This window comes from Brevundimonas sp., assembly GCF_965227765.1.
GTDB lineage: Bacteria > Pseudomonadota > Alphaproteobacteria > Caulobacterales > Caulobacteraceae > Brevundimonas.
Window position 1 is genome coordinate 694,088 of sequence record NZ_OZ245778.1, and the last position, 25,977, is coordinate 720,064.

Consider the following 25,977-nt stretch of genomic DNA (forward strand, 5'->3'; position numbering starts at 1 on the left):
TCTGCCACCGGGTGCGAAGGCCCGCCCGGCGGTGCGAGGATCCGATGCCCCTAGACTATAAGAATCTGCCGCTGCTGCTCACCGTCGGAGACGTCGCCGAGATGTTTAGGTGTTCCCCCGCGACCATCCGCAAGAAGCGGAACGACAACCCCAATTGGCTGAAGCCGGCCCGTCACGCTCTCATGCGTAAGCAGCTTTTCGCGACAGTCGATGTGCTCGCCCTTCTCGGCCATGCCGCGCCTGTTCAGTCGCCGTCTCCGTTGGAAAGCACGAACCCTTGGGACCCCGACGCCGCAGTCGACGCTATGGAGCAGGCAAAGCGCGAGCGCATTTGGGAGCAGACTGAACAACGGACGGCGAAGTACTATGCAGATCGTGAGGCTTGGGTGGCACGGGTTGCGAGCCATCCGCCGTCCGCACGGGCCGATCATGTGCTGCGAAGCGACACAAAGACGAGAGTGGAGATCGGCGCCGAGGGCGAGACGTTTCGGTTCTGGATTCACTTCCAACCACGCTTCTGCCCGCCGGGCTGGCCGGGACGCGTCCAGATTCCGCAGAGCGGGCCGGAGTGGGTCAGACTGGAAACGAATGCTGAAAGAGATCGGCTGCGGTCCGACATTGATGAGGTGATGGGCGAATATCAGCCGCAGTGGGATGCACTCGTCGCCGAGCGCAAGCGTCTACGGAAGTCGGCGAAGGCGGCGAGTTGAACGCAGCAATAGGGGCTCGGCGCTGTCTCTCTGAGCCGCCGGCTAACCGCTAACGGCTAGGCGTCAGCCGCGCCGTTCAAAGAGACTGCACCTGCCTAACGCCCGATAACACCTGATTATCAGGCGTTAGAAATCATAGAAAAGCCCGCCCGGATCACTCCGAGCGGGCTTGGTCGTTCAGCTTGCCGTGTCAGTCAGAGTTGCCCCTCGCCCTCCATGCTGATCATGGAGCCGTCGGCGAACATGAGGACCGGCAGCACTTCGGCGGGCGCATTGGCCAGCCAGATCGAAGTGACGTCGCCGGGGCTCTTTCCCGCGTCGCGAGCGAGCAGCGCCACGGCCGGGCCGTTGCGGTGGACTGCTCTCAAGCCTGGCGCGATCTCGTCCCACGTCAGGTTGGCCCAGGTCGTCGCGCTCACTTCGCGGCCTCCGCGATACGGCGAGCGTCGGCGTTCAGCGCTCGCATCGCCTGCGTGCCGTCCTGACAGTCGAGAGCGATCAGGTCGCCCTTCTCCGCCAGATCCTCGACCGTGCTGACCGGATAGGCCAGCAGAGCGTAGTACAGCGTCGTGTGACGTGAGGCGGCGCTGTCGAAAGCGTCGGTGTCGCCCGGCATGTCCTGAAGCGTCGCCAGAGCCTGCCGGTAGTCGGCTGCAAACACGGGCCAGGGCTTGTCGAGGCTGCGCGGCATCGAAACGATTGGGTGCTCGACGCCAGCGAGACGCAAAGCATCCTGCCACGCCCGCACCAGCAACGCGCCGCCGTCCTGTGCTCGGCTGTCGAGTAGGCTCTGCATCAGAGCCAGGTCGTCACCATCGGGCTCGTCGGCATCGTGATAGGCCGTCAAGGCCATGCGCAACTTGTGAGCTAGCGCCCCGATGTCTGGCGCGGGCGTGTGCAGGACGTTTAACCAGGCCGCGCCCTCGGCTTCGTAAAGCACTTCGGTTGGGTCATCGTCGACCTCAGGACGGCTGCCCTCGTCCAATGCTGCCACGGCGGCTTCATGTGATGCGAGCGCCCCCTGCCAGGCGGCTCGGTCTGTGGTATGATCGGCGGTAGTCATGGGGTTCTGTCCCTTGGCTATGGGACGATTGGCGGGGCCTCAGAAACGCCGCCGGTCGTCCCGGTCGTCGCTAACCGGCATGGTTAACGTCACTATGGTGTAGTGATGGGTCGCCTGCGTTGTCAATACGTGGTAGTGACGGTATGTAGCGGCATGACCCAGCTCAACCCTGAAAACCTCCGCGCCGCCCGAGCAATCCTCAAGTGGGGGATGCGTGACCTCGCCCGCGAGAGCGGCGTGGCCTTCTCAACGGTCTATCTGATCGAGAACGGCAAGCGCTCTCCGCCCACAGGCGAAGACGTAACCGCCGCCAAACTGGTCGAAACCTTCCGCCGGCATGGCATCGAGGTGCTGAGCCCGCCCACTGCCGGGGCCAGGCGCATCGCGCCTCAATCCTAATAGGGAGAAAGTCTGAGCTGCCGGCAGGCGGGGCGGAGGGGGAAAATACGGCGCGCGGCTCTTCCTTACCTGTGTCCGGCGCGAGTTTTTTTAGCGCTGAAGTGTCTAGGCGTGCGGTTGAGCGAGCCAAGCAAACCTGAGCTAGCCGACCGGTGGTGAAGGCGCTGGAAGAGTTACTTTGTGACGACCAAGCGCTCGCGTAACGACGCGTCCGCCCGCTAGCTCGAACTGGGCCGTGCCATCGATATCGCATTGTAGGTTTGATATCGCGGTCTCCGCTGTGCCTCCCGGGAGATAACCAGCGTACTTCATTGTCAGTCCCGCCGGTCGATTGAGAGTGCTGGGAAGAGTTAGTTTGATGGTGTCGGGATCGACGAGAACGTCAACTCGCGCCATCGCTCCACAGGTGAGGCCCAAGGCCACTTGGACGACGCGCTGAGCCGGTCGGTTCGTGTCGACGAGCACTGAATAACTGACTTCCCCAGACAAGCTCGTCACGCCAAAGCTATGAGCGACAACCGGCTGCGGCGCCATGAGAGCCCTAACTAGGGGGAATCGTCGAGCATCGATGACGTTCTCAGGCGCCATGGCCAAAACAAGGTCGTGATCCGTTGCTTCAGCTTCGCCAGAGTTGAACGTTGTCTTGACCTCATACGTAGGATGAAGATAGCCGTCTCCCCCTTCAGCAAAGGCTGGTGGCGTGAAGCGAGCATAAAACATGCATCCTCTGGCCCCAGCTTCATTTGAGACGGACCGCGGATCTTGAAGAAGCGTGTAGCCGCTTGAGGACGTCGTCCAAGCTCGCTGGCAAATCCGCGTTGGTAGGCCTGGAACGAAGTGCGCTAGATCGATCGGCCCATCCCCGTAGACAGTTACGGGCTCGGAACCTGAACGCTCAAGCCGTGACGGGGCCCGACGAGCTAAACCGGCAGCGGCGTCCATGCCAGGCAGCTCGATCCGCCGGAGAGACGCGACGGGATCTTGGTCAAAGGCGATAGCGCGAAAGCCGCTGGCCTGCAGGCCGGAACCCGTGCTGATACTCGCACTTCCGGTAGCATCCACACTGAGCGACAGCGCACCGGCACCAGCCGAGCCACTAACCGAACCGTCGCCGCTGGCTGAGCGGCTTAACCTGACATTCTGAAAATCGTAGATCGTGATCCCCTTGAAGACGCTGATCACGTAGTTCGACTGCCCGATACGCGGAGTATTCAGGCTGTACCAGTTCCACAAACCGACGGCGTAGTGGAAGGAGTCAACAGGGTCGTAAACTCCGCCTCCACCTATGCTCAAGCCATGAGGTACCGGTGACGGGAACTCCCCGTACACCAGACTAATATTTCGGCTGTCACTGTCATCGACCGCTGCCCCGATGGCCGTTTGCAAATCCAGCACGCCAAGGGTCAGCTTTCCTTTTGTTTTAACCGCCCCGGATAAGGCTGTGAGACAGTCATAGTTATACGAGACGTTGTCCCTCAGGGCATTATACTGCCGACTTCCCAATACACCGTAGTCGATCGTCAAATCCGAACCTAGATTCTCGTACTCACCTTTATCATTTTTTCTAAAAACCCGACCGAAGAGCATTGCCAGGGATTCACCGGAGAACTCGGTGAAGGGCAACGCTGCCCGGGCCTGAAATCGTTCGGAAACGAGGTCGGGGATCGCGGACAGTACGGGGCGGTCGGATTCCCTTCTTCCCCGATCGAGCCTGAGCGGCACGGTTGTGCAGGTGCCGATGAGGTTCGAAAATTGAGTTTCAAGCCAAGAGCCCACCGTAGGTGACGGTGCGGGCGCGGCCCGGGACACTGGAGGCGGGGCCTGACGATTAGTCTGCGCACAAGCGCTCGAGCATGCTGCCAAGCCTGTGGCAAGAATGAATGCGGCGGTTCTGATCTGCATAGTACCCTCCACCTAAAGTGGAACACTGCTAACCCTCACAGGTCAACCCGTGTTCGGCGACCGTCGTTACTAATTCTCCCCGTGCGTTGGCGCATCTGACACCCTCCCGCATCGTCGCTCTCGCTAAGGGAGCAACACACGATGGCCACGGGTCAGAACATTCAACGCGGGCGCGGAATCCAGGTCTCGGACATCGCGCCCTCGGTCGACCTCGAAACCGGCGAGGCGCAGATGTGGAAGGCGGTCGGAGGACTGGCCGACCAGATCACAGACGCTGCCAAACCCGGCATGGTCCGCAAGGCCGAGGCGAAGGGCCAGGCTGACGCGGCAACCCTGCTGGCGGGCGGCGAGGTCGCCCAGCCCCTTCTGCGGTTTGGCGACGTTTACGAGGCGCGTCTCGCCGCGACCGAGGAGGCCTATGTGGCCGGCCGCGCCAACGATTTCGATGTGGCTGAAGCAGCGCTGAAGGCAGAACACGCGGCCAACCTGCCGGAATACGAGCGGGCCGCCGCCGCGCTGCAAGATCGTTACATCGAACAGGCGGAACCGCAGTTCGCCGTCCAGCTCGAAACCTACATGACCCGCCGTATCGGTGCCGGTCGTGCCGCCGTTGCCGACCAGGCCGGCCGCATCGCTGTGCAGGAGGCGAATGTCGAGATCGGCACGCGCCAGGGCTCGTTGACGAACCAGCTTGTGCGGATGCTGCGCGATGGCGAGAGCCTGTCGCCGGAATACAAGCTGCTCGACGATGAGCGCAATGCACTGATCCAGTCCCGTCTCAACAACCCCGCCATCGCCTATACCGAAGCCGAGGCCGCATCTGACGACCGCGAGTTCATGGTGGCGTCGAAGGCCGCCGTCTTCACGAACCACGCAGTCACGACCCTGCGCTCTGCCGGGCCCGATGCAGCCATCGCCTCGTTGCAAGAAATCCTGACGACCCCGGACCTGGAGCCGGACGAACGCCAGAGCGCGTTTGAGGCGGCGCGCGCCGCGGTGAATCAGGAAATCGACCTTTCGAACGACCGCGCCAACATCGCCACGGCGACACGCGCCCGCGTGGAAACTGAGATGAACCGGCGGATCGAGGACGATGCCGCCGCCATTGAGATCGGCGCGGGCCCCACCAACCTGTCAGAGGGCGAAGTGCAGGCTGCGCTGGGCGCATCGGGCGTCGCAGAGTGGCGCCGGAAGCAAGCGGAGGCTAGCGAACGCAATCGCCTGACCGGCGACCTCGTCGGCCTGCCTCGCGATGAAGCCATCCGCCGCGCGACCGCTGCGCTGAGCGGCGGCAACCGGACCAATATCGACGACCTGTCGGGCCCGCTGAACACGCCTGAAGACTTCGACGCCCTGGCCGCTGCGATCCGGATGGTCGAGACGGGCAACAATCCCGCCCGCATCAGCCGCGACCCGGACGGCGCAGGCCCTGCTGGCGGTGGGGCCGTCGGCGCGATGCAGCTTCTGCCAGGCACGGCGCGCGATATGGCCCGACTTGAGGGCCTGCCATACGACGAAAATCGGCTGCTGAACGACCCGGAATATAACCAGCGCCTGGGGCGCCGATACCTGCAGCAGCTGGTCGCAGAATACGACGGCAGCGCCGTTCTGGCCGCGACCGCCTACCATGCAGGTTCGGGGAATGTGAATGGCTGGCTGCAGCCTGTCGGGACTGTGACCGTGGTCGACGGCAAGCGCGTCGTCGGCAAGGGCGATCCGCGCACCGGCGAAATCACCATCGACCAGTGGCTTGATCGGATCGAGCAGGCCGGCAATCCACGATCCGCAGAATACCCGCGCAAGGTGGCTGAAGCTCTCGGCCAGGGCCGCAACTCCGCTGCATGGCGCGCGACCCAGGCTGAAACTCTGGTGACGAACGCCACCCAAGGCTTTGCGTCGGACCCGCTCGCCTTCGCCAGTTCACATCGCCTCGCAGCCCTGCCTCCCCTCGCTGTCGACGGTGTGTTCCAAGGCGGTCAGTCGGCGGCGTCGTGGCAGGAAGGCCTGCGCGCTCGCGTCAATCTCGGTCAACAACTCGCCGACCAGCGCGGCGCGCCACTCCGCCTGCTGACCAATGGCGAGCGCGCGGCATACAAGGATCGGATCGAGCGCGACCCAGGCCAGGCCGTAACCCTCGCCCGCGCAGCGACTGCAGCCATCGGCGGACGCGGCGCGCGCGACCTGCTGGCCGAGATCGGTCAGGGCTCCGACGCCTCGACCCCGATTCACATAGCCGACCTCGCCGCGACGGGGGGCGATGGCCGGTTCGCAGACGCAGCCGCGCATGGCCTGACGCTCCGCGCCGCGGGCCAGACCTTGCCGACGCCGCGTCGCGACGAGGTGACAGCCGAGATAGTGCGCTGGCGACCTCTGCTGGCGCAGAACCCGTCGCTGTTGTCAGCAGTCCAGAATACTGCGCTGGCCGCTGCCCTTGCCGACGACGTGTCCGGCGTGGAGCGGCCCGCCAGCTATTACGTCCAGGCGGCGCTCGGGCGCACGACCTGGGGCCAGAACAAGTATGGCGGCGCAGCGGAGGTCAACGGTGCGTCCGTCATCGTCCCTCGCTGGCTGAACGGCGACAAGTTCGAGGACGCGCTGGAGCTGCTGGCCGAGACCTGGGTCTCGGGCGGACGTGGCCCGGTCTTCGGCAACGGCGAACCCATGCCCGCGCGCACCGCTTCTCGCCTTCGCCCCGTCGCCTCGCCGACAGGCAACTTCCACCTGGCCGACGAGCGTGGACGGGTCGCCGTGACCCGTGACGGTCGGCCGTTCGAGATCAATCTGGAAGCCGCCCGACAGACGATCCGCCAGCGCCTGGGCCCAGACGCGGTGAGGCCGGACTAGGACCATGACCCAGCAGTTCGCCGCCGGCGCCATCGATCGCCCTCGCACTCCCGCCCAAGCGCCCCAACCTATTGAGGCCCCGCGCCCGTTTTGGGAGCCGGTCGAGCGCCGGGCCCGCACGTCATCGCAGCCCGAGCGGATGGCGCGCGAAGAAAGCACCATGCAGGCCGCCCTCTGGGATCGGCATCGCCAGGTCGAAACCCTGCTGGGCCGCCGCGTTCCGCCGTCCGTGATGATGACCGGACAGTCCGCAGCCGACGGCGCGGGCTACATGACCGATCTCGACTATGAGGCGCGGCTGGAAGCCATGCGTCTGGAGTTTCCCGATCAACTGTCGGGCGTCGAGAGCCGGGCCGATCTGACATCGCGGCTGTCTGGCCAACCCGCCGTCACCTATTATGACACCCCGCGCGGCCGTGCGCAGGCCGTGACCCGCTCCGACGGCTCGCTGTGGCTGGAGACGCCTGAAGGCTTCTCAGGCCCCCTAAGCCGCTTCCCTGGCGCGCGCCCTGTGCGCCGGGCCTCCGCCGCCGACGTGACGCAGGGGGATGGCTCCACGGCCTCCCCGCGCGTCCGGAGCCTGGGCGAGCGCTTCACCTCGACCGTTGAAGACGCGGCCAACTCCAATCCGACCATGGCGCTTGGTCGCTGGGCGGCCGGTGGCGGCTATGACCAGTTCGAGGATCCTGAGACCGGCCAGGCCCTGCGCTTTGCCAGCTTCGGCCAGCAGGCCCGTGACCTGGAGGACGAGCGCCGCGACGCATACCGACTGATGGCCGAATCCGACGCGTGGGACGGCGGAGACGCATCCGCGCTGCACAAGTTGGCCCGCGGCGCGGCGACGCTGGGCGGCGTATTTGCGGGCGGTGGTGCCGACCCTCTCAATATGATCTCGCCAGGGCGCACGGTCGCTGGCCGCATCATCGGCGGCGTCGCAGTCAACGCAGCTGGCGACGCGGTGACCCAAGGCGCGGACATTGCCTCCGGCATCGAGGCGGAATACCGGCCGCTTCAGACCCTGGCCGCAGCCGGGGTCGGCGCGGTCGTGCACGGCGGGCTTGAAGCCGTTGGCGCGGCTGGACGTGCGCTGGACCGTGATCCCGGCGGCGTCGTTAGCGCTCTCGCATCGGAAATCGACGCCGGATCGCGCACCGCCTCTGACGCTCCTATCCCGCCCGCGGTCCGCGCAGCGCTCGCCCGCATCGATGGGGACCGGCTGGACGTGGCCCGCGTCGGTCCTGTCGACGGTGCAACCCACCAGGCTGCCGTCGACGCCATGACCGATTTGCGCTCGCCCTTGCCAGCCAACCCCGTCATTGCACGCGACATCGACGAGCTGATCGCCAGTGCGCCGACCCCGACGCAGCGCGGCCTGACGCCGGCCGAGACCAAGATGCTGGCGGGCGAAACCACCCCTGCCGGACCCACACCCGACGCCCCAAGCAGGCCCACCGCCGCCCAACCTGCTGGCCAAGAAGCCTTTGAATATCAGGGCCGCCCTGTCACCTCGGGCGCGTTCGACCCTATGCAGGTCGAGGCCGACCCGGCGCAGTTCCAGTACAAGGCCAGCGGCGACGAGGGCCTGACCGACCGCCTTGCCGGCGTCACGTCCTGGGACCGCACGGCGGCAGGCCGCTCGATCCTGTTCGAAGACCGCGACGGCAGAACCATCGTTGCGGACGGCCATCAACGGCGCGGCCTTGCTCGGCGTCTCATCCAGAGCGGTGAAGACCCGTCCGCCACGCTCGATGGCCTGCTGTTCCGCCAGGCTGACGGCTGGGAGCCCGGCGAGGTTCGCGTGATTGCGGCCATGAAGAACATTCGCGAGGGCGCCGGCTCCATACTCGACGCCGCCAAGGTGTTCAGGGAAGCGCCCGCCCTCATCAATGACCGAAGCCTTCCCCTGACCGGCGAGTTCATCGCCAACGCCCGCGGCCTCGCCCGCCTGTCGGACGATGCGTTCGGCGCGGTGGCAAACGGCGTCATCCCCGACCGCTATGGCGCGGTCATCGGCGACCTTGCCGCCGACCGGATGGATCTTCACCTGTCGATGGTCGACCTCATGCGTGAGGCTGACCCCCGCTCGCTGGACGAGGCCCGCGCGCTCGTTCAGGAATCCCGGCTGGCGGACTGGGCGACCACCAATGGCCTGCAGACCGACATGTTCGGCGGCGTCCCCGCACAGTCGACCCTCATTGCTCGAGCCCGGCTTCGCGCCGCCGTCCTGAAACAGCTTCGCACGGACGCAAAACTGTTCGGCGCCCTGATCCGAAACGCCGACGCCATCGAGGCTGGCGGCAACGCATTGGCGCGCACGGCGAACGAGCAGCGCCTGGCGCGTGACCTCGCCGCGTCTGCAGCCGTTGACCGCCTGTCGCTCCGCGTCGGCCAGGTCGGCGATACCTTCGGCGAGGCGGCATCATCTGTGGCGCGGGGCGACATGACCAATGCCCAAGGCGTCCGGGCCATCATCGACGAGCTGCGGGCCGCGACGGAGTTGGGCGATCAGACCGACGCTCTGCGCCGCGTTACCCTGACGCCTGACCGGCCGTCCGACATGGCCATGCGGTCCCTACGCCCGTTCGACGAACCGGGCGGGCGCGGACAGACCGAACAAATTCAGCCGAAACCGGAAGACGTTGAAGCGGAGGCGCGCACCGCGGCCCTGTGGGACGACCTGCCGGAAATCGGCGACGAACAACGAGCGCTCGACGTCCTGAACGTCTGCGCGCCTGGGAGAGCATAGACATGGGCACCTTCAGAGGCTGCATCGATGAAGCCGTCGGCAAGGGGGAGATCACCGCTGAAGTCGCCGACCGCGCCCGCAAGACCTACGATGAGGCCCACGCATCCGCCTCGGAAGCGTTCGGCCCTGTCGACGCCGACCGGCAGGCTGCTGATGCCGTGATCCGGCAGCTCGAACTCGATGCCGTCGAGGCCAAGCGTCGACGGGCCCTGATGCTTCGTAGTCGCCAACTGATCCTCGACGGCGTCGCCGAATACAAGAAGGCGCGCGGCTATGTGGACCCCGACAAGATCGGCGCGCGTCGCAAGACCCCCGGCCTGCTGGACCGCATGTTCGGCCGCAAGCCGCCCGGGCCGCCGGACGGATTCGCCGACGAAGGCGTTACGCCGGACAACATCGGGCCCGGCGGTTACGACAAGGCCATGTTTGGCCGCGCGCTGGAACTCCTGGTCGAAAACAAGCCCGGCCTGTCGGGCGCACCGTTCTCCAGCATCGAGGGTCGCTACCGTGCGATCCGGGGCCAGGCCGACGCCATGATGGCCAGCGTGATCGAGCGGTTCGAAAGCCGGACAGGCTTCGACAAGCCGGGCCGCGCCGACCTGACCAACCTCGTTCGCGAGGCTTTCGGCGAGGACACCGGCGACGCCGCAGCGAAGATGCTGGCGAGCGCCTGGACGGAAACCGCCGAACACCTGCGGCTGAAGTTCAACGCCGCCGGCGGATCGATCGGAAAGATCGACAACTGGGGCATGCCCCAGGCCCATGATTCACACGCCGTGCGGGCGGCAGGTCGTGAGCGCTGGATATCGGAAGTCCTGCCTCGGCTGGACCGCGCCCGCATGATCGATGAAACGACCGGCCTACCATTCACCGAGACGACTTTGGCGAGAACGCTAGGCAACGTTTGGTACAGCATCGCCACCAACGGCGCCGACAAGTCCGTCGCTCAGTCGCATACGGGTCTTTCGGCTCTCGCCAAGCGCCGCAACGACTCTCGCTTCCTGATCTTCAAAAGTGCTGACGACTGGATGGCCTATCAGCAGGCGTTCGGCGACGCCGATCCTTTCTCGACCATGATGGGCCATATCGATGAGATGTCGCGTGACACCGCCCAGATGCATATCCTCGGACCAAACCCGTCGGCGCAATGGGACTGGTTGACCAAGGCCGCCCGTCGCGAGGCGGCGCTGGAAGAAGCGGCCGGCGTCAAAGGCGCGGTTGATACTGCAGAGTCCTACGTGTCGACGGCCGAGACGATGCTGGAACATTTCACCGGCAGCCTGTCGACGCCGGTCAACTCGCGACTGGCGCAGTTCGGCGCATCGGCGAGAGCCATGTCGACGGCAGCGCAACTGGGCTCGGCCATCATCTCCGACATCCCCACGGCCCCCGTGTATGGCGCCTATGCGAGGGCCTTCAGCGGCCTGTCCCGGACGGGCGACATGGGGCGGCTCATGTCGCTGCTGAACCCGGTCGATGGTTCTGGCCGTCACACGGCTCGCCGCTCCGGCTTCATCATCGAGAACGCCACCGATGGCATGCTCCGCGCGACCCAGGACAATCTTCGCCTTCTGTCCGTCGGCGAGCGTATGGACGGCAATCTGAACGCCTTCGCTCGCCGCGCTCCCGTGGCGGTGATGCGAGTGCAGGGCATGACGGCATGGGATGCCGGCCGGAAGCGCTCATTCCAGGGCGAGTTCATGGGCGCCCTGCATGACCGCCGGGACAAGTCGATTGCAGCACTGGCTAGCGGCGACAGCGAGGACAAGGCGTTTGCGATCTGGCTGAAGGCGCGCGGCTTCACTGAGGCCGATTGGTCGACGATCCGCTCGGCTCCGGTCTGGGAGCCCAAGCCCGGCGTCCAGTTTCTCCGGCCGACGGACGTGCCCGACCAGACTCTGGCCCTGCGCCTGAGCGAGGCGGTGGACATAGAGACGCGCCTTGCGGTGCCGCAGGGATCGCTGTGGACGCGAGCCAAGTTGCTGGGCGAAACCAGGCCGGGCACGGTTGCGGGCGAGATGCGCCGCAGTTGGGCGCAGTTCCGGTCGTTCAGCCTGACCGCCTCACATCTCTGGTACGAAGAGCTGGCTTTGCGCGGGCAGGCCAAGGGCATGACACCACTAGTATCGGCAGCCGCCGGCATCGCGCCCATGGTCATGTTCCTGACGATCGGCGGAGCCCTGAGCATCCAGCTGCGTGAAATTACCAAGGGCAACGAACCCAAGCCCATGAACGAGCCTCGGTTCTGGATGGCGGCAATGCTGCAGGGGGGCGGTCTGGGCGTGCTGAACGATGCGATCTACGCCAGTGAGAGCCGCAATGGAAAGACCAGTCAGGCGGCAGCCTTCGGCCCCGGTGGCCAGATGGTCGCAGACGCCTGGGACGCGACGATCGGCAATGCTGTCTCGATCTCGGAAGGAGTGCAAAAGGGCAAGAATCTGGATGAGGCCGTCGGCGACGCAAACATCGGCCGGGATGGGACCAACCTGCTTCGCTCCTGGGTGCCCGGAGCAAACCTCTGGTTTTCACGGGCGGCCTACAATCGCTTGGTCGTCGATGAAATCCAGCGCTTGGTCGACCCTGAAGCCGAAGAGGACTTTCAGCGGCGCCGGCAGCGCATGAAGACCCAGAATGGCCAGGATCAGTGGTGGGCAACGGGGGAGAGGGTGCCCGGCTAATCCGCAGCCGCACCTGCACAGCAGGTCTTCAGCGTGGATCTGACGGGCCGAGGGTTCGGATTAAGTCGAGGGCGAGGCGCTGAAGGCCAACCGGCAGGGTTTGAACGAGGCTGATCATTTCCATGGTATCGCCGTTATGCGGAGCGGCTGTGGCCTCGGGCACTGCAGTTTTACCAAGCCCGGTGAACAAGGCTGCAATATCGACTTGAAGCAGCGAGGCGATCGCGAAAAGCTTGGAAGCCGAAATGCGGTTGCTGCCCTTCTCGTACTTCTGCACCTGCTGGAACGTCAGGCCAAGGTGTCGGGCGATGTCGCTTTGGGTCAGGCCCAGTCCCGACCGAATTTCAACGATGCGTTTTCCGACATGGATATCTACAGGGTGTGGTCCATCTCGGGTCATGCGCGTCACCTGGCCATACTCAGCGTACGATACGTCTGATGGTCGCCGTTGTCAGCCATGCCTGTAATTGGACGCTCTGAATGCCTGCTGAGGGGCTAAGCTTTCTTAGAAAGCCTGTCGGCTTCTAGGTGTCGATCGAGCAGGGCGATCGCTGCTTCCAGCGAGTCGGACCAAAGGTGGCGGCGTCCGCCATAGAAGCGATCAATGACTGGCGCCCACAACCCAAAATGGCGGTCTGCAACGACCGTGACGGTATAGGTCTGAATGCCCGGCTTTCGGGTCAAAGAGCGAAACACGTTTCCCGTTTCCACCATCTCTGGGACATCCACATCTTCCATCGGCCCCTTATCAACAACGATCCAATGCCAGTCTGCCCACTCAGGATTTGCAAGCAGCTCGGCCCGAACGACTGCGTGAAACCTTGTCCAGCGAGCGCCAGGTTGCACGATGACCACAACCCGTTGACGTGCAGCATCTGCTTGGAAACCAACGGCCACGTTTCCTCCAAGGCTGTGGGACCCAGCCAGCAATAGCACAAACACGGACACGGGATGACCACGACATAGGTCGAACCCGGACGCCTTCAGACTATCTGGGCCTGATTAACCGCGGGATGTTGGGACTTAAAAAAAACGGCCGCTTCTAGGTCGGAGCGTCCTACGCAGCGTCCAGCTGAGCCAGCGTCAAAAAACGACTGTGGGACACAGCGGGATATGTGAGAGGGCACCGGGCGCGTAAAGGCGGCGACCCCTGGCCGACTGTGGCCAGACTAAACCAAGGATCGCCGCGCAGTTCGCCCTAAGGCGTCCCTACGATGAACCACCAGTCATGCCGCTCAACGCACGACGCCGCGTGCGTTGAGCCAATAACCCCCACCCAGCAACGTGCGGGCATGGCTAGACTTACCATTCCCGACGAGCCCACCTTTCGCCAGTTCACGGTTGTGGGCTCGACATCGGCGTTTCCGATCAGCTTCTCGATCTTCGCCAAGGCCGACCTGACCGTCCTGGTCAACGGGGTCGCCCTGCTGCAGTCGGGGTTCACGTTCAGCGGAACGATCCTCGACGGCGGCGGCTACGATGGCGGCACCGTCACGCTGAACACGGCCGTCTCGAACACGAAAGTCCGCATCGAGCGGAATATCAAGCGGGCGCGGACCAGCAACTTCGCGCCATCCGCCAGCACCCCCGTGTCGTCAGTCGATCAGGCCCTGAACCGTTTGACGGCGGTCGATCAGGACCTGGCTCGCTACGTCGATGATCGCGCGGACGACCTGCAGGAACAGTTGGACGACGCGGTGGCTGAGGCCACCGGCGAGCTGGCCATGTACGGCAAGATGGACAAGGCCGCGAACCTGAGCGACGTGGCTGACCCTGACGCTGCACGACACAATATCGAGGCGCCAGACCTGACCGATCCGCGCTTTGTCGACAACCGGGGGATGGCCGGAACGGGCGTCATCGGACGGTTCGAAGCTGGCTGCGTCATGATCATTGGCGACAGCATCACGCGCGGCTCTGGGACCAATCCCAAGCTCGGCCTCGGCCTGCTGACCACTCGCTCGGTCATGAACTTCACCGACAACGGCCCCGGTCGTGATCGTGGCCAAATGCACGGCGTGGTCCTGAACATGGCGACGAGCCTGGATCAGTACGGCGTCAGCAGCGACGGAACGCTGACTGCTGGGGGGCTGGCAGAGTATCGCCTCCTGCTGACAGCCGGACAGTCCATCACCATCACGGGGCGCGCCTATCAGCGCATTGACGCCTTCTATGACGCGGATGGCTCTCCGGGTTCTGTCGAGGTCGTGGTCAACGGCGTGGTGGTCTCGACCATCGCTACAGCGGGCGGAACGGGCGTCAAGCGTCTGGGCCTGACCTATCCCATCGCATCGACTGTGAGCGTCGATCCGCTTGATACGGTTCAGCTTCGAGCGACCGGCGGCAACGTCCTGCTTCAAGGCGTAGTGACCATCGGAGATAGTCGCCGGCCTCTCTGTTACATGGCCGCCGATTCCGGCACGGGCTATCAGCACTGGAACAGCGCGACCCAGCTCGACCGGATCGCCGCGATCATGAACGCCTACTACTCCGATCAGAGCAAGGTGGTTCAGCTTCAGCTCGGCACGAACAACATCTACTCGGGCAGTCACCTGACCCCGGCGGCGATGATCACCGAGATCGAGACCTTCATCATCGGCCTGAACAGCCGGGTGACGGGGGTTCGCTACAATATCGCCGTACCCCCGATCTCCCCGCCCTCGAACGGCGGCCCTGGCGGTGGCGCCGTGGTGCAGGAGCCCGGCTACACCTATGACGACTACCGCAAGGCCATCATGGCTTTCGCGGCGGCCAACTATTACGGCCTGGTCCGCTTTGATCAGTGCGAGCCGTCTCGGAATCCGGCCAACCTCGTGGACACGGTCCACCCCGGAGCCGCTGGCCATGCGGCCTTTGCCGTCGAGGCCTGCCGCGCTCTAGGCATTCCGCTCAATGGCAACGACCCCTACAGCCAGCAGGTCCGCAGCGGGAACGTGGACGTGTCGGGTTTCCTGTCGGTGGGAGCTTCGATTGTGGACACGATCGCCAGCGGCCTACTCAAACCGCGCGCCACATTCTGCCGCGTCGCGACCGAGGGCGGGGCCGGCTCTGATGATCTGACCAACCTCCCGACAGATCGGCGCATCGGGACGATCCTCATTCTCCGACAAGCCACCAGCGCACAGAACGTGGTGGTGAAGGATGGAACAACGAGCGGCGGAAACATCTACCTCTCCGGCTCCGATTTCACCCTGACCAACATCCGCGACAAGCTCATGCTGATTTGTGAGGGGTCCTATTGGTCCGAGATCAGCCGTTCGAATAACGGGTAGCGGATCAACGGCTCGCCTCAGAGCGGACCCGCTGAATGGCTGCTATGGGTGGGAAGCGGACATCTCTCCAACTGCCTGAGCCTATACGATCAGTCGCAACGAGAGAGCGGCGAGGGCGACCGCAAGCACCGGCACGGTCATGACCACGCCGACCTTGAAATAGTAGCCCCAACCGATCTTCACGCCCTTCTTCGCCAGGACGTGCAGCCACAGCAAGGTGGCCAGCGACCCGATCGGCGTCATCTTGGGGCCCAGGTCGCTGCCGATGACATTGGCGTAGATCATCGCCTCCTTGACCGCGCCCGTCGCCGACGATGCGTCGATGGACAAGGCGCCGATTAGGACGGTCGGCATATTGTTGGCGATGGACGACAGGAAGGCTGTCAGGAAGCCGGTTCCGAAGGCCGCACCCCAGACCCCGCCTTGCGCGAACCCGTCCAGCAGCCCTGCGACATGGCGGGTGAGGCCAGCGTTGCCCAGCCCATAGACCACCAGATACATGCCCAGGGAGAAGATCACGATCTGCCAGGGCGCCTCGCGCAGCACCCTGGTTGTGCTGATCACCGCACCCCGGCCGGCGACCACAAGAAGGATGGCTGCGCCCGCAGCCGCGACGGCCGAGACGGGCACGCCCCTGGGCTCCAGCACGAAGAAGCCGACCAGTAACAGGGCCAGAACGATCCACCCCGCGACGAAGGTCGCACGATCCCTGATCGCCGTCGCCGGCAGGGCGAGGCGATCGATGTTATAGGCCTTCGGTATGTCCCGCCCGAAGACCGCGAACAGGACGGCGAGCGTCGCGGCGATGGCCGCCAGGTCTACGGGCACCATGACCGCCGCATAGCGGTCGAAGCCGATGTCGAAGAAGTCGGCCGAGACGATGTTGACCAAGTTGGACACCACCAGCGGCAGGCTGGCGGCGTCGGCGATGAAGCCCGCCGCCATGACGAAGGCCAAGGTCGCCTTGGGGCCGTAGCCGAGCGCCAGCAGCATGGCGATGACGATGGGCGTCAGAATCAGCGCCGCCCCGTCATTGGCGAACAGGGCCGACACCGCCGCCCCCAGCAGGACGAACAGGACGAACAGCCTGCGCCCATGGCCGCCGCCCCAGCTACCGACATGCAGGGCGGCCCATTCGAAGAAGCCGGCCTCGTCCAGCAACAGGCTGATGACGATGATGGCGATGAAGGTCGCGGTCGCATTCCAGACGATGCCCCAGACCACGGGGATGTCGTTGATGGTGACGACGCCCAGCAACAGCGCGACCGCCGCGCCGCCCATCGCGCTCCAGCCGATCTGCAGGCCCTTCGGCTGCCAGATCACCAGGGTGATGGTGACCGCGAAGATCAAAAGGGCGACGATCATGGGGCGGCTCCGCAGCGGCCGACCTGCGACCTCGCCCCCCCCTCTAGCTTGCACTCGACCGCATTTCCAGTATCTTGGAATAATGGAATCGGAACCCGCCATTCTCGCGCTCGCAGCCTTGGCCCAGTCCACGCGGCTGGACGCCTTTCGTCTGCTGGTTCGACATGAACCCGAAGGCCTGCCTGCGGGAGAGATCGCCGACCGGCTCGCCGTCCCGACCAATACGATGTCCGCGCACCTGGGCGTGCTGTCCCGCGCCGGGCTGATCACGGCGCAGAGGCGCAGCCGCTCGATCATCTACCGCGCCGATCTGGATCGGCTGCGCGAGGTCGTCCTGTTCCTGCTCAAGGACTGCTGCCAGGGCCGCGCCGAGCTTTGCCAACCCCTGCTGGCCGAACTGGCCCCCTGCTGCGACTGAGGCCCCAATGGACGTCGTCATCTATCACAATCCCGCCTGCGGGACGTCGCGCAACACCCTGGCGCTGATCCGCCATGTCGGGATCGAGCCGCACGTCGTCGAATACCTGAAGACCCCGCCCAGCCGGGCGCTGGCGGCGCAGATGGTCGAACGGATGGGCGGTTCGGTGCGCGACATCCTGCGTGAGAAGGGCACGCCCTATGCCGAATTGGGCCTGGACGACGCCGACCTCTCGGACGATCAGTTGCTGGATGCGATCGAGGCGCATCCCATCCTGATGAACCGCCCCATCGTCGTCACGCCCATGGGTGTGAAACTGTGCCGCCCGTCCGAGGCGGTGCTGGACCTGCTGCCCCAGGAGGGACTGAAGCCCTTCGCCAAGGAAGACGGCGAGGTCGTGGTCGATGCCGACGGGCGCCGCGTGATCCGATGAGCCGCCTTCGCGACCTGCCCGATCCCGACCATCTGCCGGCCCTCGATCCGGCCTATCTCTCGACCACGCCCGCGCAGGGCCTGGGTCCGGGAAATCCCGCGCCGCGCATTCTGCTGCTCTACGGCTCCCTGCGCGAGCGGTCCTTCTCGCGCCTTTGCGTCGAGGAGGCGGCGCGGTTGTTGCAGGCCATGGGTTGCGAGACCCGCATCTTCGATCCGTCCGACCTACCGCTGACCGATCAGGTCGCCGGAGACGACCATCCGGCCGTCCACGAACTGCGCGAGCACGCCATGTGGTCCGAAGGCATGGTCTGGTGCAGCCCGGAACGCCACGGCCAGATTTCGGCGATCATGAAGCTGCAGATCGACCACCTGCCGCTCAACATGGGCGGCATGCGCCCGACCCAGGGCCGCACCCTGGCGGTCATGCAGGTGTCTGGCGGCTCGCAAAGCTTCAACGCCGTCAACACCCTGCGCCTGCTCGGGCGCTGGATGCGGATGATCACCATCCCCAACCAGTCCAGCGTCGCCAAGGCCTTCATGGAATTCGACGACGCGGGCCGGATGAAGCCGTCGGCCTATTACGACCGCATCGTCGACGTGATGGAGGAACTGGTGCGGTTCACGGTCCTGACCCGGCCTCACGCCGCGCAGCTTGTGGACCGCTACTCCGAGCGAAAATCAGAAGGTCACCAAGTGGATAGATCGGCGGATTTGTCCGCAATAGCCGGACAGCCATAACGGAGCCTCCTCTCGGAATGTCCGTAATGGGTCGAAAGCGGTCATCGGCTCCCGTCCGCATAGCGGACCCCCACGCTCTGAATCCTGTCACGACGGCGATTGCCCCCTGTCGGGGACATTTTCTTTGAAAGAGTCGCCGTACGCTTCGCGCCACCAAGCATGTGCCCAGATCAGCCATCCCGCGGTGGCGAGCCCCAGTGCCAAGCCCCACCGGCCCGCAAGCTGCGACCCGATTAGCGCTAAGATGACTCCAAGCATGATTGGCCAAAGAGTCCTCGCAATCCACCAGCCGACCGCGATGGCAAATAACAAGAGTGGAATGATCACCAAGGCCCACGCGCCAACCCCGATCAAGCGGCCCAATATGTCTGGCCTGGTGGCGGCTAGAGCGACGACGGCTCCGACGACTAACCACGCGCCATTGTCATCATTCTTGGACATCGCCCTTCGTGGCACGAAGACCGACGTTAGGCGACCTCCCCGCCCCTGCATCATCTGAGCTGACGGCCCGACCAGCTGGAACTTGAAGGCTGGCCGAGCCGTCCGACCTGCACGGGGCAGTGCAAGCCGTACCGCCACCCTGCCCCACGCGCACGCCGTGCGCATCACCGAATATCGGGCGACTTGCCTTCCATCCGCGAGATCATCTCCTCGAGTTCGGCAATCACCTCGTCGATCGCGGCGAGTGTCTGCCGATCATTGGTCGCCAGCTGCAGCTGCCTGAGCCGCAGCAACCGCGCCGCGTGATCCCGAAGTGTCTGTGAAGCCAATGACATAGCTCGCTAATGCGAGCGAGTGGCCGGCGTTTCAGCGTCGCCGCAAATAACGCCCCGAAAATCCGGAGACTGACCCGTGACCGAACCGTCATGGCTGACGCTCGCCCGCGCCCAAGCCCGTGCCTGATCGCGATCAGCATCAGGCCTACGACGACAGCGAGGATGACCAGGGCGCGCTATGATGACTGACGCATCGCCCTGGCCGCCGGTAGTCCTGCGCGGGTTCGCCTAAGAGCTGCTGTTCTGGTCAGGAGCAGTCAACAATGACAACAGCGCGACCATGGTGCGGCTAACCCGTTCACTGGTAAAGCCTCCGGTCGCCGCGTCAGCTTGCCACTCACTCAATAGAGCTTTCAGCTTTTCCCGATCCTGTTCAGACAATGTCATCTCGATAAGCCCCCTGTTAGGCAGGCGACAGTAGTCGGACTTACGGACTGCGCAACCCCTCCCACAACTTGGAGTTCGACCCGCGGCTGCCATCTGCGATGATGAGTTCGTTCGCCTGTTCCAATGAACGTTTGCGCTCAAGGAGGATGGCTGGGCCGGTGGTGATACCGTCGCGAAGGTCCGCGAGCTGGCTTCGACGTCCCGGGTGCCCGTTGCGACCCCATCTCCAGACCTCATCCCGGCGACTACTGGCCCATGCTGTCCAAGATCGAGAGCAACGACTGGCCCTATGTGAAGGCGGGTTCGTCGTCGGCCCCGGGCCTCTACAAGTTCATGAAGTCCACTTGGATTGGCAATGACGGCTGGAAGGCGGTCGGGCGCATCTGCCGCTGGGTCGTGGAGAACGGCGCGCGGCTGACGTTCGAGTGTCCGGCGTCGCCCGCTACGCCCTGACCAACTCTCCGGGATTTCCGGATAGTTCAATGGCCAGTCGCCCTTCGCGGGGTGGCGGGCCTTCGTTGTTTCAGGGCCTCGGCATCATCTCGCGGTAGGGCTCGCCTCGGCCGTCCGCCTGAGTTCGGGTCAGCACTTCGGTCTTGGCGCCGCTCGAAACCTGCACCACCACATCGCGATAACGCATTCCGTCATGGATCGCTTTGCAGGGAGCCCGCATGTCGGCCAGGTCTTTGACCCAGAGGTCACTGTTGATAGTGATCAGGCCGGGCATCTGCTGGGGATCGCCGGCGGCAGCCTCTGCCATGGCATCGAGTCTATCGTTCAGTTCGTCGAGGGTCATGCAGTGTGCCTAGCCGAGTCGGCCAACGGGCGGGAGTCCCTGGCCAACATCACGCCGCGACGTCCTGATCTACCTCACGGACTCCAGCCAGTCGCCCTTCGCGGGGTGGCGGGCTTAGACGTTTTCAGGGCCAGATGCGGACGCCGGTCGTCCTAATCCAGTCATCTAGATCATGGCTACCATCCGGATCATGGGTCTCAAATTCAGCTCTCACTGGGATAAAGCGGTCACGGATCTCATAAATCGCGTCGAAACATGGAAGGTCGCTGCCTCCGTCGCTCCGGTCGACAGGAACAATGGCGATGTCGAGATCTGGGACTAGGGCCGGCTTTCCCTTTGGCCGGCGCCGGCCTGTTACCCTTGAACCAAAAAGCCAAACTTCTGCGACGTCCGAGCGGCCGTCGGCCCAAGCTCGTAGCAGTGGAATCCAAGCGGGATTGGAGTTGAAGTGCAGCTCTGGATGAGGCTTCATGCGGCGACTGCCAGCGCTCCATCCGGCAACGCCCGCTGAAGCGCCTTCGCCTCGTCCCACGGTGCCCGCATCCAGATGTCCCGCTCTTCCTCGGTCGTTAGGATCACCGGCATGGCCTTGGGGTGGACGGACTTCACCGGCTCGCTGGGCTCTGTCGTGAGGAAGGCAAACAGGTCGCAGGTCTCCGGCCCGGTCTTCATCTTGCGGACGCAGGTGTGGTCGCGGAGGTGGATACCGGCGAAGAAGGCCAGAGGCTGATCCGGTAGCTCGAACCAGACGGGCGTGTATTTCCCTGCCGCGTCGCGGCCAGGCTCGCTGAAGGCCGTGAACGGGACCAGGCAGCGGTTGGCCGGCTCAAGCCAGCGCCGCCAGTGGGCCGAGACCGTGTTGCGCACGTTGGTGGTGCCGCTGTCGGGCTCGAGCTCCAGCAGCTTGGGAAAGTCGACCTCGCCGCCCCTGGCTCGCATCTTGTCAGCCCGTTTGGTCGCGGCGTCGAACAGCGCCTTCTTCGAAGACGGCATCCCCCAGCGGGCCAGCGCCAGTTCGCGCTCACCGTCCGCATCTAGCCTGACGATCGGCGCGGCGTAGTCTGGATAGATGTCGCGCGGCTCAAGGTTACCGGCGTTGTTCGACAGGGCGCGGGTCATGGCCAGGATGTCGCCGGGGCCGTTGTTCTGGCGGTAGAGGTTACACATGGTCTTGGGCGATCTCATCCTCGGCGCGCGAATGGTAGATGCCCCAAGTGAAGGCGTACTCCGCATCCCGCGCGACGGGGCCATCGGCCTGCTGCATCCGCCCCAGTGTGTCGCGCAGGTCTGCGAAAGGCATGGCAAACGCCAAGCGGACCACAGTGCGCCAGGCCTCGGTCGCGTCCACGTCTGACGGCGCAGCGGTTGGCTCTCGGAGACTTGGCCTTATGGCCTCGAACACGGCCTGGGCGATCTCGACCGTGATGGTCGGGAAAGTTTCGTCGACATGGGTTGCGAGGATGCCGTCATTCATGGCCCGAGCCTGCCACGCCCCCGGTCGGTTGTGTAGTCAGTGGCGCGTGGTCAGTCTCTGGACGATGGGGTCCATGAGCGAGGCGATCACCTCCAGATCATAAGCATCCTCGGCCTCGATGCGGGCGGCCATGATGCGCGGCTGGTTGGGCCGCATCGTGGACAGGCGGTAGTGCTGGTCCAGCACCTTGCCGTGAGCGCTGATCTTCTCGATCAGATCCAGGCGCACGCCCGCTTCGGTCCTCAGGTTCGTCTTCTTGATCGGCATCAGCTTACCTCCCGACCGAACCGTGCCACGAAGGTCAGTGGTTGTGGAGTCGGGGCCGGCGATCTGAGCGGTGTCAGGTCAGTTCTAGAACACGAAGTTGTCGAAGTCTGCATGGTTGCCGGTGGCGACGATCTTCATGTCCGCGACCTTGTCGCCGTTGGTGTCCATCAGGATTGTGGTGAGGTTAGCGGAGGCGCCATAGGTCACGGTGATCTGACCGGACACGCCAGAGAAGGCGTCGACCAGAACGAAGGCGTTGTTGCCCGAGACATTGGTCCGCGCGTCGATGTCGGAGAGATCGATGCGGTCGCTGTTTGTCAGATCGGTGATGCGATCGAATGCCGACACAGTGGAGTCGCCTGTGCTGTCATAGACGAATGTATCGGCTCCCGATCCGCCGGTCAGGACGTCGGCGCCACCGTCACCGCGCATGCGGTCTGCACCCTTGCCGCCGTCGATGATGTTGACACCCGAGTTGCCGACGATGGTGTTGTCCAGCGTGTTGCCCGTCGCGTTGATGTTCGCAGAACCCGTGAGGACCAGTTTCTCGACGTACTGGCCCGCCAGGGAATAGCTGACCGAACTGTTGATCAGGTCGACGCCGGCTTCATTGATCTCATTCACCCGATCGCCGGTGTTCTGGACGTAATAGACGTCCGACCCCGCGCCGCCGGTCATGATGTCGGCGCCCGTCCCACCGTCGATGACGTTGGCCCCTGAGTTGCCGACCAGGGTGTTCGCGAGGGTGTTACCCGTCGCGTTGGTCGCGGCAGACCCAGTCAATGTCAGCTTCTCGACGTATTGCCCGGCAAGCGAGTAGGTGACGGTGCTGTAGATGAGATCGATTCCGCTCTCGTTGAGCTCGATCACCCTGTCCCCGGCATTCTGGACATAGAAGGTGTCGGCGCCCTTGCCGCCCGTCATGATGTCCGCGCCAGCGCCGCCATTGATGACATTGGCGCCCGCGTTTCCGACGATCGTGTTGTCTAAAGTGTTGCCCGTGGCGTTGATGTTCGCCGAGCCTGTAAGCGTCAGCTTCTCGACATACTGTCCCGCCAGGGAATAGGTGACGGTGCTGTAGATGAGATCGGTCCCCTCACCGTCCAACTCGACGACCACATCACCGACATCGTCGACATAATAGATGTCCGCTCCGCCTAGGCCAGCCATCCTGTCTGACCCCAGCCCACCGTTAAGGACATTGTCAGCAACGTTTCCTGTCAGCCTGTTGGCCAAGGCATTGCCCGTGCCGCTGATCGCTGCCTTGCCAGATAGGGTCAGGTTCTCGACGTTGGCCCCTAACACATAGCTGATTGAACTGATCACCCGATCAGCCCCTGCTACGTCCGCCTCAACCACCACGTCGCCCGTGTTGTCGACATAATAGGTGTCGTCGCCAGCGCCGCCGTTCATCGTGTCAGCGCCGGCCTTGCCATTCAGGACGTCATCGCCTGAACCACCATCGAGAACATTGGCCCGGGATGAGCCGGTCAACGTATCTGAAAACTCAGACCCAACGGCATTCTCGACGTCGGTCATTCCGCCTTGGCCATTCTGCAAGTTCACGCTGACGCCGTACTCGCTGATCGTGTAATCGATGGTGTCGATGCCACTGCCGCCGTCAAAGGTGTTTTCAACCAGAGCGCTCTCGAAACGATCCGAGCCAGAACCGCCAAAAACCGAGAGCCGGTCTGGTGATGATGACCGGATCAAGTCATCGCCGGAACCGCCATCCGCAACATTGGCGTAGTTGCTCAGGACTTCGATCGTGTCGTTGCCGGCGCCTCCGAAAGCGCTTCCGCTGGTTTGGATAAAGTCATCTCCATCTCCACCGTGGGCTTCGACGCCGTTCTTGTCCGCATAGATGACGTCATTCCCCGACCCGCCGTCGAGAAAGCGGAGATAGTATCGACCTCGGCCATCCAGCAGATCGTCGCCTTCACCTCCGTACATCGATCCGGTGTAGTATCCGGCGAAAAGTTGATCGTTGCCGCCCATGCCGTAGACGGCCGTAAGCCAGCCGCGAGAGGTTTGAGAATCAACGACGATGAGGTCGTCGAAGTTCGACCCTTGGACCACGGCCAAATCCTCAAAGCCGGTGATAAGACCTCCACCGATCGTCTGACTTGAGAGTGTGAAATCGACTGTTACGCCGGTCGGTGCGGCCAGGAAGCTGATAAACAGCGTGTCCCCCAATAGACCGTCAGCGCCTCCATCCGCGTGATCGCCATAGCCTGCGAAAACGACATCGCTTCCGTCGCCACCGCTCAGGTAATCGACATCCGATCCTGTATCGAGGAGGTAACTGGATAGGGTCCACGAAGGCTCATATTCCGGATCCTGATCGCCGCCCGACAGAATGTCGTCGCCATCTCCGCCCTCAAGGATGTCTGACCCATCGCCTCCAGACAGTCTGTCGTCTCCGCCAAGGCCCGTGGCTGTATCATTCGCTGCGCCACCCACGAAAACGTCGGCATCGGGTGAACCATTGAAAACCGTCACGATGATCTCCGCCTTCGCAGGGCACTGGCTTAAGTGGCTTCGTCGTTACCAAGCATTGATCAATTCAGCTAGTAGTGGAATCAGGCACGGTTCCCTCATCGCCACCCGGGGCGTTCCTGCCCCAAATTCAGGTAATGCTCGATCAACCAAGTGGCGTCGTCCTGGCGGGCCGTTGGTAGGGTCGCAACCGCATCTCGCATCACCTCCCGCCGTTCCTCAATCGTGAACATGCTGTAGCGGCTCAGCTGCCGGATCACCCCGATCATCAGCTGCAGCGCCAGCCGGCCGCCCAGGTCATTGTTCAGGCGATCGGCCCGCCATGCCGCCTGGATGAACCGGACCTGCCCTGGCTCGCCTTCCTTCATATGCAGCGGCCATACCCCGTCGCCCTCCCGGGTGGCGATGAAGGTCAATGTGTCGTCGCATCCCTCAGCAGGGCACGGCGGGTGATGGTTCCAGAAGCTGTAGAGCGGCCCATGCTCCACCTCGATGGCCGCTAGGTCGATCGGCTTCGACATCTTGCATCGGCCGCAGCGCGCGACGACGTCGGAGCCGTGGGCTCTGAGTGAGCTCACGGTCCTTGAATACTCTAGGATCATGCTGGGTCGTTTTTCACGTAGGCCCATGTCAGGGACGCGACCAGTGGACCCGGCGGTTCGGCTGATCGACCTGATCGAGGAAGACTACGCCCAGCCGGGTCTTCGGCTTTCGCACAAACTGGAACCAGGCGACATCGCCGTCGAACGCCGGCACCTGACTTACGGGCGCAAAGCGTGTCCGCCGGCCCAAGCCATAGAGTGTTAGACCCAAGACGGCGCCATCCAAGGCGCGATTGCGACGGACCTCGCAAACGAGGGTTATGGAGGGGACGGACGACCGGCTCATCAGAACCACAGCCTCAGGGCGTCGGCCGAGATAGGTCCGTTCCTGGCGGACTCGTGGCTGGTGTAGCTGACTTTGGCTTCACGCGATCCGCACCGGCATCGGAACCGAGACGACCGACCCTCTACCGGCCAATTTCGCCGGTCGCCGAAAATGAGGCCCGGCTCCATCAGCACGGCATGCCCGCATCTCGGTCGATCGCATTGCACGATCAGTCGCTGGCCATGCTCGGGCGCGACGTCTTCCCGCGCCGGTCGGCGCTTGTTCGGATCGGGCATGTCATCCCCACTGTGGCGGGGTAGCGCAGCCCAGCTGCCGGAGTT

Annotated in this window: 23 protein-coding genes; 10 read left to right on the top strand and 13 right to left on the bottom strand. The window is 64.1% G+C overall.

What is annotated here, in order from left to right; translation table 11 throughout:
- Positions 1 to 44 precede the first annotated feature (44 nt).
- Positions 45 to 710 carry a hypothetical protein gene (locus tag ACO05L_RS03450; RefSeq protein WP_421730778.1) on the top strand — a complete coding sequence of 222 codons (666 nt, stop codon included), beginning with the start codon at positions 45 to 47 and terminating at the stop codon, positions 708 to 710.
- 194 nt (positions 711 to 904) lie between these two features.
- Here ACO05L_RS03450 and ACO05L_RS03455 read toward each other — a convergent pair whose 3' ends face one another.
- On the bottom strand, positions 905 to 1,129 hold the full coding sequence (locus ACO05L_RS03455) for a hypothetical protein (RefSeq protein WP_421730779.1): 225 nt from the start codon (positions 1,127 to 1,129) through the stop codon (positions 905 to 907).
- Entirely contained in the window at positions 1,126 to 1,773 is a 648-nt protein-coding gene (locus tag ACO05L_RS03460) for a hypothetical protein (RefSeq protein WP_421730780.1), read from the bottom strand. The genes ACO05L_RS03455 and ACO05L_RS03460 overlap by 4 nt, the downstream gene beginning before the upstream one ends.
- Positions 1,774 to 1,926: 153 nt before the next feature.
- On the opposite strand from ACO05L_RS03460, the gene ACO05L_RS03465 reads away from it, so the two are divergent.
- Positions 1,927 to 2,172, top strand: coding sequence for a helix-turn-helix transcriptional regulator (locus ACO05L_RS03465; protein WP_421730781.1), 246 nt, complete (start codon positions 1,927 to 1,929; stop codon positions 2,170 to 2,172).
- 141 nt (positions 2,173 to 2,313) lie between these two features.
- Here ACO05L_RS03465 and ACO05L_RS03470 read toward each other — a convergent pair whose 3' ends face one another.
- The gene (locus ACO05L_RS03470) at positions 2,314 to 3,795 is read right to left on the bottom strand and encodes a hypothetical protein (RefSeq protein ID WP_421730782.1); all 1,482 of its coding nucleotides are present in this window, start codon (positions 3,793 to 3,795) and stop codon (positions 2,314 to 2,316) included.
- Positions 3,796 to 4,215: 420 nt separating this feature from the next.
- Here ACO05L_RS03470 and ACO05L_RS03475 point away from each other — a divergent pair, with 420 nt between their 5' ends.
- Genes ACO05L_RS03475 through ACO05L_RS03485 form a run of 3 tightly spaced genes read left to right on the top strand, consistent with a single transcriptional unit; the run spans position 4,216 to position 12,342 of the window.
- Complete coding sequence (locus tag ACO05L_RS03475) at positions 4,216 to 6,918, top strand: transglycosylase SLT domain-containing protein (RefSeq protein WP_421730783.1); 2,703 nt, start codon at positions 4,216 to 4,218, stop codon at positions 6,916 to 6,918.
- Positions 6,919 to 6,922: 4 nt separating this feature from the next.
- Positions 6,923 to 9,664, top strand: coding sequence for a hypothetical protein (locus ACO05L_RS03480; RefSeq protein WP_421730784.1), 2,742 nt, complete (start codon positions 6,923 to 6,925; stop codon positions 9,662 to 9,664).
- Positions 9,665 to 9,666: 2 nt separating this feature from the next.
- Positions 9,667 to 12,342: a hypothetical protein gene (locus ACO05L_RS03485; RefSeq protein WP_421730785.1), complete on the top strand. Its 2,676-nt coding sequence runs from the start codon at positions 9,667 to 9,669 to the stop codon at positions 12,340 to 12,342.
- Between the two features lie 28 nt (positions 12,343 to 12,370).
- Here ACO05L_RS03485 and ACO05L_RS03490 read toward each other — a convergent pair whose 3' ends face one another.
- On the bottom strand, positions 12,371 to 12,742 hold the full coding sequence (locus tag ACO05L_RS03490) for a helix-turn-helix domain-containing protein (RefSeq protein WP_421730786.1): 372 nt from the start codon (positions 12,740 to 12,742) through the stop codon (positions 12,371 to 12,373).
- A 95-nt stretch (positions 12,743 to 12,837) separates the two neighbouring features.
- Complete coding sequence (locus ACO05L_RS03495) at positions 12,838 to 13,239, bottom strand: hypothetical protein (RefSeq protein ID WP_421730787.1); 402 nt, start codon at positions 13,237 to 13,239, stop codon at positions 12,838 to 12,840.
- A gap of 395 nt (positions 13,240 to 13,634) precedes the next feature.
- Here ACO05L_RS03495 and ACO05L_RS03500 point away from each other — a divergent pair, with 395 nt between their 5' ends.
- Positions 13,635 to 15,614 (top strand): hypothetical protein, encoded by a 1,980-nt coding sequence (locus ACO05L_RS03500; protein ID WP_421730788.1) that lies wholly within the window; start codon positions 13,635 to 13,637, stop codon positions 15,612 to 15,614.
- Between the two features lie 81 nt (positions 15,615 to 15,695).
- On the opposite strand, the gene ACO05L_RS03505 is transcribed toward ACO05L_RS03500, so the two are convergent.
- Positions 15,696 to 16,979, bottom strand: coding sequence for an arsenic transporter (locus tag ACO05L_RS03505; protein WP_421730789.1), 1,284 nt, complete (start codon positions 16,977 to 16,979; stop codon positions 15,696 to 15,698).
- Between the two features lie 82 nt (positions 16,980 to 17,061).
- Here ACO05L_RS03505 and ACO05L_RS03510 point away from each other — a divergent pair, with 82 nt between their 5' ends.
- From ACO05L_RS03510 to arsH, 3 genes are read left to right on the top strand one after another with little or no spacing between them, the layout of a single operon-like run.
- Positions 17,062 to 17,397, top strand: a complete 336-nt coding sequence (locus ACO05L_RS03510; protein ID WP_421730790.1) for an ArsR/SmtB family transcription factor — start codon at positions 17,062 to 17,064, stop codon at positions 17,395 to 17,397.
- A gap of 7 nt (positions 17,398 to 17,404) precedes the next feature.
- Positions 17,405 to 17,830 (top strand): arsenate reductase (glutaredoxin), encoded by a 426-nt coding sequence (arsC, locus tag ACO05L_RS03515; protein WP_421730791.1) that lies wholly within the window; start codon positions 17,405 to 17,407, stop codon positions 17,828 to 17,830.
- Complete coding sequence (gene arsH, locus ACO05L_RS03520; protein ID WP_421730792.1) at positions 17,827 to 18,570, top strand: arsenical resistance protein ArsH; 744 nt, start codon at positions 17,827 to 17,829, stop codon at positions 18,568 to 18,570. The genes arsC and arsH overlap by 4 nt, the downstream gene beginning before the upstream one ends.
- Before the next feature lie 605 nt (positions 18,571 to 19,175).
- On the opposite strand, the gene ACO05L_RS03525 is transcribed toward arsH, so the two are convergent.
- On the bottom strand, positions 19,176 to 19,340 hold the full coding sequence (locus ACO05L_RS03525) for a hypothetical protein (RefSeq protein WP_421730793.1): 165 nt from the start codon (positions 19,338 to 19,340) through the stop codon (positions 19,176 to 19,178).
- A gap of 648 nt (positions 19,341 to 19,988) precedes the next feature.
- Here ACO05L_RS03525 and ACO05L_RS03530 point away from each other — a divergent pair.
- Positions 19,989 to 20,186 carry a hypothetical protein gene (locus ACO05L_RS03530; protein ID WP_421730794.1) on the top strand — a complete coding sequence of 66 codons (198 nt, stop codon included), beginning with the start codon at positions 19,989 to 19,991 and terminating at the stop codon, positions 20,184 to 20,186.
- Between the two features lie 70 nt (positions 20,187 to 20,256).
- Here ACO05L_RS03530 and ACO05L_RS03535 read toward each other — a convergent pair whose 3' ends face one another.
- From ACO05L_RS03535 to ACO05L_RS03560, 6 genes are all read right to left on the bottom strand, one after another.
- Positions 20,257 to 20,529 carry a hypothetical protein gene (locus tag ACO05L_RS03535; protein WP_421730795.1) on the bottom strand — a complete coding sequence of 91 codons (273 nt, stop codon included), beginning with the start codon at positions 20,527 to 20,529 and terminating at the stop codon, positions 20,257 to 20,259.
- Positions 20,530 to 20,997: 468 nt separating this feature from the next.
- Complete coding sequence (locus tag ACO05L_RS03540; protein ID WP_421730796.1) at positions 20,998 to 21,696, bottom strand: SOS response-associated peptidase; 699 nt, start codon at positions 21,694 to 21,696, stop codon at positions 20,998 to 21,000.
- Positions 21,689 to 22,003 carry a hypothetical protein gene (locus ACO05L_RS03545; RefSeq protein WP_421730797.1) on the bottom strand — a complete coding sequence of 105 codons (315 nt, stop codon included), beginning with the start codon at positions 22,001 to 22,003 and terminating at the stop codon, positions 21,689 to 21,691. The genes ACO05L_RS03540 and ACO05L_RS03545 overlap by 8 nt, the downstream gene beginning before the upstream one ends.
- 36 nt (positions 22,004 to 22,039) lie before the next feature.
- Positions 22,040 to 22,270: a hypothetical protein gene (locus ACO05L_RS03550; protein WP_421730798.1), complete on the bottom strand. Its 231-nt coding sequence runs from the start codon at positions 22,268 to 22,270 to the stop codon at positions 22,040 to 22,042.
- A gap of 84 nt (positions 22,271 to 22,354) precedes the next feature.
- Positions 22,355 to 24,772 (bottom strand): M10 family metallopeptidase C-terminal domain-containing protein, encoded by a 2,418-nt coding sequence (locus ACO05L_RS03555; RefSeq protein WP_421730799.1) that lies wholly within the window; start codon positions 24,770 to 24,772, stop codon positions 22,355 to 22,357.
- A 95-nt stretch (positions 24,773 to 24,867) separates the two neighbouring features.
- Positions 24,868 to 25,290, bottom strand: a complete 423-nt coding sequence (locus tag ACO05L_RS03560; protein ID WP_421730800.1) for a hypothetical protein — start codon at positions 25,288 to 25,290, stop codon at positions 24,868 to 24,870.
- Between the last annotated feature and the right edge of the window lie 687 nt (positions 25,291 to 25,977).